The following is a 13,742-nucleotide window of genomic DNA, read 5'->3' on the forward strand; positions in this document are numbered from 1 at the left end:
GGCTTCGGCCAATGCTTCAGGTTTACCGGCAGTTTGAGGGCGCTCCGCGGAGCGCCTTTTTCATTTGCACGCCGTTGCAAGGTGCCTTGTTTTCCACACGGCCTTAATGCAGCCTTAAGCCATGGCGAAATAACCTTGCGCCACGGACTGCGCAGAGCGACCGATCCCGCGCCAGCCCCCACCCAAACAACCAACAGGGCAAGCCCGCCCCCCAGCGCATAGCAAACCTGGAGCACGCCATGAACACGCTGTCCCCCCGGCCGATGCCAGCCTGGCTCAACAAAGTGCCCGAAGTCACCGTGGGCTTCTGGATCATCAAGATCCTGTCGACCACCGTCGGCGAGACGGGGGCCGATTTTCTCGCGGTCAACGCTGGGCTGGGCCAGGCCGTCACCGGCTGCGCCATGGGCGCGTTGCTGGCCATCGCGCTTTTCGCCCAGGCTCGGATGCATCGCTATGTTCCCTGGATGTACTGGCTGACCGTGGTGCTGGTCAGCATCGTCGGCACGCAGATCACCGATGCGCTCACCGACGGCCTGGGCGTGAGCCTGTATCTGAGCACGGCCGTCTTCGCCGTCATGCTGGCGGGGATTTTCGCGCTGTGGTTCCGCCGCGAAGGCACGCTCTCCATCCGGACGATCTGCTCGCGCCGCCGCGAGCTCTTCTACTGGGCCGCGATTCTCTGCACCTTTGCCCTCGGCACCGCCGCGGGCGACCTGGCCACCGAAGCCCTGGGGCTGGGATTCCAGCTCGGCACCCTGGTGTTCGGCGCCCTCCTTGCTCTGACCGTCGCCGCGTTCTACCTCGGCGCCAACGCCGTTCTCACCTTCTGGATCGCCTATATCCTGACGCGCCCGCTGGGCGCCTCGCTGGGCGACCTGTTGTCCCAGGCGCAGACCTATGGCGGCCTTGGCTTCGGCGCGGCGCTGACCAGCGGCATCTTCCTGGCCGTCATCGTCGCACTGGTCGCGATGGCCCAGCGCAATGCAAGCCAGGCCGTGGGAGCGACGACGGCGCCATGAATGGCACCGATGGTCCTACGCCGTTGGACTGCTTGCGCTCGCGGCATTCCTGCCCGGCCATTTCAAAGAGATTCTGGCGTCGTTGCGCGGCCTTGGCCGTACCGCTTGACGTCTGCAGCCACGCGCCTGGCCAGAACCGCTTGGCTTCATGTTGAAAGCCTCTTAAGCCGCGCGCTCAATCCTTGTTCGGATGCGTCATCTCGATGGGCACGATCCAGCGCGCGTATTCGTCCTCGGTGAGATAGCCCAGCGCCAGCGCGGCGGCCTTCAGCGTCAGCCCTTCCTTGTGCGCCTTCTTGGCAATGGCGGCCGCCTTGTCGTAGCCGATATGGCGGTTCAGCGCCGTCACCAGCATCAGGTTCTTGTCGAGGTTTTCCGCGATCTTCGGCAGGTTCGGCTCGATGCCGAGCGCGCAATGGTCGTTAAAGGCCAGGCAGGCATCGGCGATCAGCTCGATGCTTTCCAGCACGTTGTGGACCATCACCGGCTTGTACACGTTGAGCTGGAAATTGCCCTGGCTGCCGGCGAAGGCCACCGTGGCATCGTTGCCAAACACCTGCGCGCACACCATGGTCATGGCCTCGCACTGGGTCGGGTTGACCTTGCCGGGCATGATCGACGAGCCCGGCTCGTTCTCGGGGATGTTGAGCTCGCCAATGCCGCAGCGCGGGCCCGAGGCCAGCCAGCGCACGTCGTTGGCCATCTTCATCAGGCCGCCGGACAGCGTGCGCAGCGCGGCGGAGGTTTGCACCAGCGCGTCGTGCGCGGAGAGCGCGAAGAACTTGTTGGGCGCATCGACAAACGGATGGCCGGTCAGCGCGGCGATATAGGCCGCCGCGCGCGCGCCGAACTGCGGATGCGCGTTCAGCCCGGTGCCCACCGCCGTGCCGCCGATGGCCAGTTCCAGCAAGCCCGGCTCAGCCAGCTTGACGACATGCAGCCCGAAATCGATCTGCGCCACCCAGGCGCTGATTTCCTGGCCGAGGGTGATGGGCGTGGCGTCCTGCAGGTGGGTGCGGCCCGTCTTGACAATGTCCTGGTACGCCTGCGCCTTGGCGGCCAGCGTATCGCGCAAGGCGCCTACCGCCGGCAGCAGCTTGTTGTGGATCTGCTCGACCACGGCGATGTGCATGGCGGTGGGGAACGTGTCGTTGGAGCTTTGGCCGCGGTTCACGTGATCGTTCGAATGCACCGGCTTCTTGCTGCCGAGCTCCCCGCCGGCAATCTCGATGGCCCGGTTGGAGATCACCTCGTTGGCGTTCATGTTCGATTGCGTGCCGGACCCGGTCTGGAACACCACCAGCGGGAAGTGCTCATCCAGCTTGCCGGAGATGACCTCGTCGGCCGCCTGCACGATCAGCCGGCCGATGTCGGGTGGCAATTCGCCAAGCTCCGCATTGGCCTCGGCCGCCGCGCGCTTGAGGATGCCCAGCGCGCGAATCACCGGACGCTGCCAGCGGAAGCGGCTCACCCCGATCGGGAAATTAATGGTGGAACGCTGCGTCTGCGCGCCCCAGTAGCGATCTGCGGGCACATCGATGGCGCCCATCGAATCGGTTTCGGAACGGAATGCGGGCATGGAAGACACTCTCCAAACAAACTACGTCAAGGATCGCCCGGTACGGGGCAACCTGGAGGCACCCATCACCGAGCCGGAATAAACGCCAGCGCCAGTGGCGGCCAGGGCGTGACATGCGCTGATCTTTTCAGTTGTGCGCTGTACTGCGCTGTTGTGTGCTTTAGTGCGCAGTGCAGCGGGAGGACGATTCGGTCTCTCCGTTTTCCTTTTGCGGGGGCAGCCCAGCCGCATGCGTTCCCGCAGCCGCTTCGAGCCAAGACGAACGATAGCCCAGGCGCAGGCCATGGGCAATGAATCCCGACGAAATGAAAGGGGTTCGCAGGCAATGCGGCACGCTGGCCATGCGGGCAAAGTGGGCCAAGCGGGCCAGCGGCCCCGGCCCGAGCGCAGCGCGCCCGCTAGCCGGCACTTTCCAGCTGGGCATCGGGCAAGCGCGCGTTGCCCGCATGCCGCAGCAACGCGCCCGCGATCCCCATGACGATGGCCGCCATGGTGGCACCCGGCCCGAAGATCGCGCTCACCCCCTGGGCGCGCAGCCGCCGGGCGTGGCTGGCGGGAATCACGCCACCCGCGAAGACCAACGCGCCTGGCCGGCCAGCGCGCAGGCCATGGATCAGGCAAGGCAGCAACGCCAGGTGCGCACCGGCCAGGGACGATGCACCCACCGCGTCGACCTGCCCGTGCAGGGCCATCGCCACGGCGTCTTGGGGCGACTGGAACAGCGGCCCCAGCGTGACCGCGAACCCGGCATCGGAGAGCGCCGCGGCCACGGCCTTGGCGCCGCGGCCATGCCCGTCCTGCCCCAGCTTGGCGATGAGGATGCGGGGCGGCCTGCCCAGGCGCGCGGCCAGCGCACGGACCTGCTCGCGGGCCGCGTCCCAGGCCGAGCTATCGTGCAAGGCCTCGCCGTAGGCTTGGCGGGCGTAGCGAGGCGCCATCGCATGGCGCGGCCACACCCGTTCCAGCGCCTGCGTGCACTCGCCGAGGGTCGCGCGGCAGCGGATGGCGTTCATGGTCAGGGACAGCAGGTTTTGCTCGCCGCTGCGTGCGGCGGCCGTTAGCGCACGCAGCGCCTGAGCCACGGCCGCGCCATCGCGGCTTGCCTTCAGGCGGGACAACCGCTCGCCCTGCTGCGCCCGGACCTGTCGCCCGTCGATCTCCAGGCAGGCGGGCGCCTCGCCGGCCCCCGCCTGGTAGCGGTTGACGCCGACGATCACGCGCCGGCCTTCGTCGATATCAGCCTGTGTGGCCACGGCGGCGCGATGAATCCGCTCATGGACCCAGCCGGAATCGATCGCTGCCAGCACGCCACCGCCAGCGGCAATCTCCGCCATCACCGCGCGCACCTTTTCCGCCATTTGGGCCGTGAGCGATTCCATCATGTAGGAGCCCGCCCATGGGTCGGCCACGTCGCACAGGCCCATCTCGTGCTGCAGGATCAACTGGGTGTCCCGCGCGAGCCGGGCCGAACCGGCGCTGGGCAATGCCAGCGCTTCGTCATAGGCATTGGTGTGCAGCGACTGCGTGCCGCCAAACACCGCAGCCATGGCTTCGACCGTGGTGCGCACGATGTTGTTGTCCGGCTGCGTGGCCGCCAGCGACCACCCCGAGGTCTGGCAGTGCGTGCGCAGCATGGTGGCCCGATCCGTGGTGGCACCAAGCTCGCGGACGATCTCGCACCACAACAAGCGCGCGGCGCGCAGCTTGGCGATCTCGATGAAGAAATCCTTGCCCACGCCAAAGAAAAAGCTCAGGCGAGCGCAAAAATCATCCACATCCAGCCCGCGCCCGGCCATCTGCCTGACGTATTCCTGCCCGTTGGCCAGCGTCAGCGCCAGTTCCAGCACCGGGTCCGCACCGGCTTCCTGGAAGTGGTAGCCGGAGATCGACATGCCGTTGAACCGCGGCACATGCCGCGACAGGTAAGCCACCACATCCGCGCAGATCCGCATCGACGGCCCGGGCGCGAAGATCCACGTGTTGCGGACCATGTACTCCTTGAGGATGTCGTTCTGGATCGTGCCGCTGAGCTGATCGAGCGGCACGCCGGCCTCCTCGGCACTCACCAGGAACGCGGCCAGCACCGGCAATACGGCGCCGCTCATGGTCATGGAGACGGAGACGCGGTCCAGCGCGATGCCATCGAACAGGCGCTTCATGTCCTCGACGGAATCAATCGCCACGCCGGCCATGCCAACATCCGCCTGCGCCAGCGGATGGTCGGAGTCATAGCCACGATGGGTCGGCAGATCGAACGCGACCGACAAACCCTGCGCGCCCTGCGCCAGCGCCTGCCGGAATGCCAGGTTGGAGGCGGTGGCGTCGGCAAAGCCCGCGTACTGCCGGATGGTCCACGGCTTGCCCGCGTACATGGAGCGATGCGGCCCGCGCACGAATGGCGCCTCGCCAGGCAGGCTGCCGAGATGCCGCAGCCCGTCCAGGTCGGCGGCCGTGTAGACGGGCTTGCGCGCCAGTCCGCCACCCTTGTCTGCGCTCATCGCACTCTCCAACGCTTGCGTGTCACCACATCGGCGATCTTCTCGCCGTCGCTGCCGCGCCGCACCTCGCACCAATGGGCCAGCCCGCCCTGGCCGAACTCCACCGCGGAGAACGACAGCTCCAGCGCTTCGCCAAGGTTGACGTTGCCGTGGAAGAACAGGTCGCGCCCGGCAATCACCGGCGGCTCGTCAAAACGCTGCCATTGCCATTCGGCACGATCGACGATGGCCTGGAAGTTGGCGAAGTAAAGCAGGTCCGCGCCGTTGAAGTCGGCATAGGGGCAAGGCAGGTACTCGGCCATGTGGCTGCCGAGGTGCCGTGCCCGCTCCAGGCCAAGATGGGCGGACCAGTCGCCCGCCCGGAAGCGCTTGGCCAGCGCGCCCATCTCCGCCGCCGCCGCGGGTGGCGGCCCGTCCGCCGGCAGGTTGAAAGCAGCCCTGACCACCGAACGATTGTCGCGTTCGCGCTCACGGCGGATAAAGGTGGACACCATCGATACCTCGGCCCGCCTGGCGCCTGGCCCGCCACCGCCACCGCCACCGTCACCATCACCATCACCATCGCGCCTCAGTGCATGCGTGCTGAAGTGGCGCGCGCCGGCCACCCGCATCAACTGCGTGTTCACCGAGAAGCCATCGTTCTCGCCAAGCGCTTCCAGCGATGCCTCCCGCAGCCGGATCGCGGTGAACGCGGCGTAGGCCTTGTTGCCCTGCGCATCCCGGAACTCCGGCAACGCCTGCCCGGACAACGCCGCCAGCCCTTGCCAGTGCAGGTCGCCGCAAGCCTTGAGCAGCCAGTTCTCCGACAGGCCGGTATAGGACAGGTTCGGCATGCCGGCCACATAGCTTGTGCTCGCGCGGAACATGTCAGGCTGCCAGGGCGTGCGCGCCTAGCTTTTCGCTGACAATGGCCGCCAGATATTCGGCATCGCGCGCAATGCCGGAGAAACGCCCGGAGCCCCAGGTGTGCAGCCACGGCAGCCCGAGGAAGTACAGGCCGTCCTGCGCCGTCACGCCGCGCACGTGGCCGGGATAGCCGCGCCCGTTGAAGACCGGCGCCTCCAGCCAGCTGAAATCCGGGCGAAAGCCGATGCACCAGACGATGGCGCCGATGCCCGCCTGCGCCAGGTCCAGCGCCCAACGCTCCTCGCCCGGCGACCATACCGGCGCGTACGTGCTGGCGGGCGGCGCGGCGATGCCGTGCTTGTCGATGAATTTGTCGATGCTGGCGTTGATGCGGTTGTAGGTATCGTCCGCATCATCCAGGTTGGCCTTCAGGTTCGGCGTGAAGCGCAGCTTGCCGTCATGGAAATCTTCCAGCGCGCCGAACAGCTCCATGCCTTCGGTGGCGAACTTGCGCAGGTCGATGTCGCGCCCGCCGTCGCGGCCCGTCACATAGTGATTGGTGTTGTCGCGCACGCCCTCGCGCAGCGGATGCTCCTGCACCGGCATATCGTAGTACTGCATGTCGGCCAGCCAGTCCACGACGTCGCGGCCACGGTAGAAGCGCGCGCAGCGCGGCGCCTGGCCCACGGCCAGGAACACCTTGCGGCCCGCCAGGTGCAAGTCTTCGGCGATCTGCGCGCCGGACTGGCCGGAGCCCACCACCAGCACGCCGCCTTCCGGCAAGGCTTGCGGGCTGCGGTACTCGGAGGACTGGATCTGCCGGATGCCCGCCGGCAGGCGCTCCGCCATGCGCGGCACGATCGGGGTGTGATAGCCACCGGAGGCCACCACCACCTGCCCAGCGGTGAAGTCGCCTTGCGAGGTGGAGACAAGGTAGCCGCCCTGCTCCTGCGGCTTCACGCGCAACACCTCGGTGTGCTCCAGCACCGGCGCGTTCACCATGCCGATAAAGCCATCGAGGTAGGCGGTGATCTCGTCCTTCTTCATGAAGCCGTGCGGGTCGTTGCCCTGGTAGGGATAGCCGGGCAAGGCGCACTGCCAGTTTGGCGTGACCAGGCAGAAAGCATCCCAGCGCTGGCTGCGCCAGGTGTGGGTGACGGTGTGCTTCTCGACAACGAGATGATCGATGCCGGCCTGCTTGAGGTAGTAGCTCATGGACAGGCCAGCCTGGCCGCCACCGACGATGATGACGCTGTAGTGCTTGGGGGAGGTGGTGGCCTGGGTTTCGTTAAGAGGGGTAGACATGTTGGGTCCTTCCTTGAATGCTGATAAATACGCTAAAGCCTGCGGAAACCGGGCTACCGGCCAAAGCCGATCACGCGCACCGTGGCGCCAGGTTGCGCGCAAAAACGCGCGGCGGTGGTCTCGATCTGTTCAAGCTGGTCCATGGCAGAGGAGCAGGCATAGCCATACTTCGCCCTGACGCGCTCCGAGGCGCTGCCCAGCGCCTGCCTGGCGATCGCCAGGAACTCGTCCAGCGTGTAGTCCTGCCCCGGCACAAAGAACTCCGTGATCACCGAAGATGGCGAGTAACAGGTGGCCTCGCTCTGGTCGGGCCAACGTATGCGGAAATGCGTGACTGGCATGAAGGCTCCTCAGGCATCGGTGTGGGTGGTGTCCCGCGTGGCACGCTCGGCCTGCGGGACGATAAATGCATCACGCGCGAAGTCCCACAGCAGCGCGGTTTCGCCGGCACCGCTGACCGAGACCTGCCGTGAATCGTCGATGACGCCGATGTCCGCGCAGGCAATGTCCCGCGCCCTGAAACGCTCGCTCACACGCGCCGCGTCCTGCTCGCGCACGGCCAGCAGGAAGCCATAGCTCGGAAACGCCGTGAGCCAGCGCGCCATTGGCACCCCCACGGGCGCGGGGATGCGGCCCAGGTCGATCCGCGCGCCCACGCCGGAGCACTCCAGCAGCATCAGCGCCGTGCCCAGCGTGCCAGCCATGCTGATGTCCTTGGCCGCGGCGCACAGGCCGTCCTCGGCCAGCGCGGGCAGCAGTTCGAGATCGGCCCGCAGCCGCGCGGGCGGCGCCTCGGTGGAGGCATTCCAGTACGGGTACGGCTCGGCAAAGGCGCCACGCAAATCGACCGCCATCAGCAGCCGGTCGCCCGGGCGCGCCGCGAAGCTCGATAGCAGGCGCCGCGCCCGCCCGACAATGGCCACCGCAAGCTGGGCCTGATCGCTGCGCGCATTGCTGTGCCCGCCAACGATGGGCACGCCATAGGCCGCGGAGGCCGCCGCCATGCCCTTGAGCACGTCGGTGGCCTGCGCCACGCCGTCGCTCCAGATGGCGTCCACCACCGCCAGCGGGCGGCCGCCCATGGCATAGATATCGCTGACGTTGACCATCACCGCGCTGTAGCCCGCGAACCACGGCCTGGCATCGATGAAATCGCGGACCATGCCTTCGATCGCAAACAGCAGGTAGCCATCATGGTCGGCAATCGCGGCGCAATCGTCGCCCACCGCAACGGCCTGGCCGAGATCGCGCATGCCGCCCGGCAGCGCATTGCCCAGCGACGACAGCACGCCGGCAATATCGGTCTTGTGGCCAAAGCCACGGCTGGCGCGCAGGCTTTGCACAATCCGCGCGACGTTCACGTCCCGCTCCTGCCCAGCGTCGACAGGCCAACGCGCGGCGTCAGGCACGCCGGGTAATGGTCCAGGTCCGCCTGCATCAGGTGGTGCGGGCGGCCAAGCAGCGTTTCCTCGGCCAGCACATCCCAATGCAAGCGGCGGAACAGCGGCACATTCTGGCTCTGCACATGCGCGAGGAATCGGGTGCAGCCCAGCCCGTTCGCGCTGCTCACCGCCAGCTTGATCAGCGTCGCGCCGATCTTGCCGTGGCTGCGGTATGCGGCGTGCACCGCCAGCCGGGAGCCAAACCACACGCCGGGCTCGGTTTCATGGATGCGCACGGTGCCGACCACCCTCTGCGGCGCGTCCGCCTCGCACTTCACCGCCACCAGCAACTGCGCGGTGTCGTCGATCGCGTCGCGGTCGTCGCCTTGGAAAATCCCCTGCTCATGGCAGAACACCGCCCGGCGCAGCGCCATGGCCTCGTCCGCCTCCCACTGCGCCCCGGCCCAGCGGATGTGGAACGTCGTGGCCGCGGGCACTTCCACACAGAGATCGCCGTTCATGCCGCCACCTCTTCATACGACGACAGCGAGGAGCAGGCGCCGCACTTGCCGCAGCCCGCCTTGATATCCGCCGAGCGCATGCCCGCCGCGCTGATCATCGCGCCGAGGGGCTTGAGGATGGCCGCCATGAATGCAGGCGGCGGCGCGGGATGGTCTTCCAGCGGCGTGCCGGTGATGGGCACAAAGGGCACCACGAAGGGATAGACGCCAAGCTCGACCAGTTCCTTCGAGATCGACAGGATGGTCTCAACGCTATCGCCTAGCCCGGCGAGGATATAGGTGCTCACCTGCCCCCGGCCAAACACGGCAACCGCAGCCTTGAACGCTTCCATATAGCGGCTGATCGGCACCGCCGCCTTGCCCGGCATGATCCGCGCGCGCAGGGCGGGCGTGACCACTTCCAGGTGCATGCCCAGCGTATCGATGCCGGAAGCCTTCATGCGCTCGAACCAGCGGTCGTCGTCCGGCGGCTCGCACTGCGCCTGGATGGGCAGGTCCACCGCGGCCTTGATGGCAAAGGCGCTTTCGCAAAGAATAGCGGCGCCGCGGTCCGGCGTGGGCGGCGTGCCGGTGGTCAGCACCATATGCTTGACGCCATCGAGCAGCACGGCGGCGCGCGCCACTTCGGCCAGTTGCTCCGGCGTCTTGCGCGCAATGGTGCGCCCCGCCGCGAGCGATTGCCCGATCGCGCAGAACTTGCAGGTCTTGCGCCGGCTCTCGTAGCGGATGCAGGTTTGCAGCACCGTGGTGGCCAGCACGTCCGCGCTGTGCAGCGTGGCGATGTGCGAATACGGCACGCCCTCCATCGTCTGCAGCGCATAGAAGCGCGGCGCTTTCGGGAAGCTGATGTTCGCAATCGGGATGGTGCCGCGCAGCAGCGCGCTGGTGCCCTTGCCATCCGGCGCCGACGCCACGTACGGCGAATGCCAGGCGGTGTTGGTATGCACCGGCACCATGATGGTCACGCCATCCACGGTCACCGCCTTGTGGTCGGACGGGCCCGCGCCGCCGCGCCGGCTGGCGGCGCCCGCCGCCGGGTCCAGCAGGCGCAGCCCGACCGATTGCAGCTCAGTCCGAAGCTCAGTTACCGACAACCGGCTCAAGGCCGGCGTCATCTCGCTGGAGTTCATGGTGGGTGCTCCCGTGGTAGTTGGAGAAGGCGGCGGCCATGGGCGATGCGGTCGCCGCCGGCCGGTCGTTGATGGCAAGGCTGAGCAATTCCGGCCGGGCGTAGTGCCCCACCGAATCCATCATTCGCTTGCGCTTGGTGATGAGCGACATATCCAGGTCCGCGATCACCATGCCCTCGCCCTCGCGCAGCGGCGGCGCCAGGTGCTGGCCCTCCGGCGACACGATGGCGGTGTTGCAGCCGCCGCGCAGCGCCTTTTGCAAGGCGGGGTCGGTGGTCACCGAGGCGATCTGCTCGTCGGTCAGCCAGCCCGTGGCGTTCACCACGAAGCAGCCGGATTCCAGCGCGTGATGGCGGATGGTGACTTCGATCTGATCGGCAAAGATGGGGCCCACCAGCGAGCCGGGAAACTGGCTGCAGTGGATTTCCTCGTGCTGGGTCATCAGCGCGTAGCGGGCCAGCGGGTTGTAGTGCTCCCAGCAAGCCAGCGCGCCCACGCGGCCGATAGCGGTTTCGGCCACTTTCAGGCCGGCCGCGTCGCCCTGGCCCCAGATCATCCGCTCATGGAACGTCGGCGTGATCTTGCGGCGCTTGAGCACCAGGCGGCCGTCGGTGTCAAAGATCAGTTGCGTGTTGTAGAGACTGCCGTGGTCGCGCTCGTTGACGCCGAGCACCACCACCATGGCGTGCCGGCGCGCGCGCTCGGACACGGCATGGGTGACGGGGCCGGGCACCACCACCGCCTGCTCGTACAGCCGCATATGGTCGCTGCCGGATTGCACGGGCGGCCGTACGAAGGAGAAGTACGGGTAGTACGGCAGGAAGGTTTCCGGAAAGACGATCAGTTGCACGCCTTCCCGTGCGGCGCGGTCGATGGCCTCGCACACTTTGCCAAGCGTGCCTTCGCCGTGCTCGAGGTCCGGTGCGATCTGGACCGCGGCCGCGCGCACAATGCGTTTCTGTGACATGGTGATGCCCGCCCTTTCTGTTCAGCGTGAATGCGTTAAACCGTTACAGCGTTAAACCGTCCAGGTATCCAGGATCAGCGCGTTCTCTTTGCGGTGGATCAGCTTCAGGTCCAGCACATCGAGCGGGCTGATCGGGCGGATGCCTTCGATCAGCGATGCTTCGCCATGGCCATACAGCGCTTGCAGCGCAAAGCGGCAGGCGTAGACCTTGCCGCCCTCTTCCATGAACTTGGTGATCTGCTTGTTGAAGTTGAGATGGCCGGCAAAGGCTTCATCGCCCAGCGTGGGAAAGCCGCGCTGCAGGCCCAGCGTCACGCCCGGGCCGTACAGCAGGATGGAGGTCTCGAAGCCCTTGCGTTGCAGGCGCGTGGCCTGCAGCAGGTTGACGAAGCCAATCGAGCCTTCGAAGGCCACGGTGTGGAAGGTGACCAGCGCCTTCTCGCCCGGTTCTGCCTTGACGTCCTCGAATACCTTCTCTTCGTAGTCGACCAGGAAGTCGCCTTTCTTGTGGGCCGGTTTGTTCACTGCGGGCATGTTGTACTCCATAGGGTTGGTGGATCTGTCGATCGATCGGCGCTGGGCCGACACCAAACCTTGAGCATGGGACATGCCATCTGCCATGCCCAGCCATGCGATCAATGCCCAATCAAGCCGCGAATCGCTCATTGATCGCATCGCTGATTTTCCGGATGGCGAAATGTGCGGGAAACGCTTGTGCATTTACCGATACAGGTGCCTGGAGGCCATGCACTGCGGTGGAACGCGCCAGCCTGGAAAACACGCCCGGAAGCGGTGCAATCCCGCAATATCGCACCATCATTGCGCAAACAAAAATGCGATCACTTTAAGCGCAAAAAACGATCATTGTGGTAGCCTGAGGCCTCAGCTAACTCAGCTATAGCCGCATCCGACAACCGCGAACGCCAGGAGCCCACCTTGCCCGGACTTGCCAGCCACTGGCTCAAACGCCTCGGCGAGAGCACCAAACCCGCTTACCTGATGATCCCCGACCTGATCGAGGAAGACCTGGCAAGCGGCCGCTTGCAAGCGCGCGACCGCCTGCCGGCGCTGCGCGACCTGGCCGAAGCGCTGCAGCTCAACTACACCACCGTGGCCCGCGCCTACGCGGAAGCCCGCAAGCGCGGGCTGATCGACGCCAAGGCCGGCAGCGGCACCTTTGTGCGCGGGCGCGCGCCGGCCCTGCCGCTGCGCGCGGGCACGGGTGCCGAAATGACCATGAACAACCCGCCCGAGCCGGCGGCGCTGACGGTCAGGCTGCGCGAGTCGGCGGCGCGCCTGATGAGCACGACGGATCCCTACGACCTGCTGCGCTACCAGGATTTCGGCGGCACGCCGGCGGATCGCGCCGTAGCGGTGGACTGGCTCAAACGCTATGTGCCCGCCTGCCGCGCGGATACCGTGCTGATCTGCCCGGGGATTCACAGCGCCCTGGTGGCGCTGGTGTCGCTGCTGGCCCGGCCCGGGCAGACGATCTGCCTGGATACGCTGGCCTACCCCGGCATCAAGGCCATCGCCACGCAGCTCGGCGTGCAGCTGCAGGCCCTGCCCAGCGATGAGGAAGGCCCCCTCGGCCCGGCCTTCGAAACACTATGCAAGACGCAAAAGCCAAGCGCGCTGTACTGCAATCCCACGCTGCAGAACCCCAGCACCAAGACCATGCCCCAGGGACGGCGCGAAATCCTGGCGGATATCGCCCTGCGCTACAGCGTGCCGATCATCGAGGACGATGCCTACGGCATGCTGCCGCAGCGCACGCCGGATGCCATGGCCACGCTCGCGCCGGAACTCACCTACTACGTCACCGGCCTGTCGAAATGCTTTGGCGCCGGATTGCGCATTGCCTTTATCCACGGCCCCACCGCGCGCCAGACCCAGCGGCTGGCGGGCACGCTGCGCGCCACCACCGTCATGGCAAGCCCGTTCAATACGCTGCTGGCCACGTCGTGGATCAAGGACGGCACGGCCGAAGACATGCTCAAGGCCATCCGCGCCGAGTGCGTGGCCCGCCAGCTCCTGGCCCGCGACGTGCTGGCGGGGCGGCCATATGATGCCGACCCGGAAGGCTTCCATCTCTGGCTGCCGATACCCCCGGACAGCGGCTGGCGCCCTTCCGAGCTGGCGCTGCATCTGCGCTCGCGCGGCATCGGCGTGGTATCGAGCGCGGCGTTCGCCACCGATGGCAATCCCCCGGATGCGATCCGCATCTGCCTGGGCGGGCCGGGCGAGCGCGACGAGGTGGAGGAATCGCTGCAGATCGTGGCGGATACGCTGGACGATCCGCACCATCTGCATTCGGCCATGCTGTAGCGCGCCACTGCGCCTTCGCCCTGCCGGCGCTTGGCCGGCTTCGTTGGGTTTTGGCAACGACATCAATGTCTGCCGACGAAACCGTAGATGACTTTGCCGTCTCGCGGACAACCGTCGATAAAATACGACCCGCTGCGCCCGGCAGGCGCTGCGGTTCCATTTCG

12 protein-coding genes are annotated in these 13,742 nt (G+C 66.8%); 2 read left to right on the forward strand and 10 right to left on the reverse strand.

Going from position 1 to position 13,742, the window contains the following annotated elements; genetic code table 11:
- The first annotated feature begins 239 nt into the window (after positions 1-239).
- Positions 240-1,022, forward strand: a complete 783-nt coding sequence (locus AC1DQR_RS30395) for a COG4705 family protein (protein WP_477134328.1) — start codon at positions 240-242, stop codon at positions 1,020-1,022.
- Positions 1,023-1,197: 175 nt separating this feature from the next.
- On the opposite strand, the gene fumC is transcribed toward AC1DQR_RS30395, so the two are convergent.
- The 10 genes from fumC to AC1DQR_RS30445 form a co-directional block, all read right to left on the reverse strand.
- Complete coding sequence (gene fumC / locus AC1DQR_RS30400; RefSeq protein WP_477134329.1) at positions 1,198-2,601, reverse strand: class II fumarate hydratase; 1,404 nt, start codon at positions 2,599-2,601, stop codon at positions 1,198-1,200.
- A gap of 398 nt (positions 2,602-2,999) precedes the next feature.
- Positions 3,000-5,099: a methylmalonyl-CoA mutase gene (gene scpA / locus AC1DQR_RS30405; protein WP_477134330.1), complete on the reverse strand. Its 2,100-nt coding sequence runs from the start codon at positions 5,097-5,099 to the stop codon at positions 3,000-3,002.
- Positions 5,096-5,965, reverse strand: a complete 870-nt coding sequence (locus AC1DQR_RS30410) for a Pnap_2097 family protein (protein ID WP_477134331.1) — start codon at positions 5,963-5,965, stop codon at positions 5,096-5,098. Before AC1DQR_RS30410 ends, scpA begins: the two co-directional genes overlap by 4 nt.
- Position 5,966: 1 nt before the next feature.
- Positions 5,967-7,250: an MSMEG_0569 family flavin-dependent oxidoreductase gene (locus AC1DQR_RS30415; protein WP_416050587.1), complete on the reverse strand. Its 1,284-nt coding sequence runs from the start codon at positions 7,248-7,250 to the stop codon at positions 5,967-5,969.
- Positions 7,251-7,303: 53 nt separating this feature from the next.
- Positions 7,304-7,591 (reverse strand): MSMEG_0570 family nitrogen starvation response protein, encoded by a 288-nt coding sequence (locus AC1DQR_RS30420; RefSeq protein ID WP_416050588.1) that lies wholly within the window; start codon positions 7,589-7,591, stop codon positions 7,304-7,306.
- Positions 7,592-7,600: 9 nt separating this feature from the next.
- Positions 7,601-8,611, reverse strand: coding sequence for a sll0787 family AIR synthase-like protein (locus AC1DQR_RS30425; RefSeq protein WP_416050589.1), 1,011 nt, complete (start codon positions 8,609-8,611; stop codon positions 7,601-7,603).
- Entirely contained in the window at positions 8,608-9,153 is a 546-nt protein-coding gene (locus AC1DQR_RS30430; RefSeq protein ID WP_477134332.1) for an MSMEG_0567/Sll0786 family nitrogen starvation N-acetyltransferase, read from the reverse strand. Before AC1DQR_RS30430 ends, AC1DQR_RS30425 begins: the two co-directional genes overlap by 4 nt.
- Entirely contained in the window at positions 9,150-10,283 is a 1,134-nt protein-coding gene (locus AC1DQR_RS30435) for an MSMEG_0568 family radical SAM protein (RefSeq protein ID WP_416050591.1), read from the reverse strand. The genes AC1DQR_RS30430 and AC1DQR_RS30435 overlap by 4 nt, the downstream gene beginning before the upstream one ends.
- Positions 10,234-11,250 (reverse strand): Nit6803 family nitrilase, encoded by a 1,017-nt coding sequence (locus tag AC1DQR_RS30440; RefSeq protein ID WP_477134333.1) that lies wholly within the window; start codon positions 11,248-11,250, stop codon positions 10,234-10,236. Before AC1DQR_RS30440 ends, AC1DQR_RS30435 begins: the two co-directional genes overlap by 50 nt.
- Positions 11,251-11,301: 51 nt before the next feature.
- A complete protein-coding gene (locus AC1DQR_RS30445) occupies positions 11,302-11,784 on the reverse strand; it encodes an MSMEG_0572/Sll0783 family nitrogen starvation response protein (RefSeq protein WP_035811662.1) in 483 nt (160 codons plus the stop codon).
- 402 nt (positions 11,785-12,186) lie between these two features.
- On the opposite strand from AC1DQR_RS30445, the gene AC1DQR_RS30450 reads away from it, so the two are divergent.
- Positions 12,187-13,578, forward strand: a complete 1,392-nt coding sequence (locus AC1DQR_RS30450) for an aminotransferase-like domain-containing protein (protein WP_477134334.1) — start codon at positions 12,187-12,189, stop codon at positions 13,576-13,578.
- Positions 13,579-13,742: the final 164 nt, after the last annotated feature.

This window comes from Cupriavidus sp. 05L411 (genome assembly GCF_056398045.1).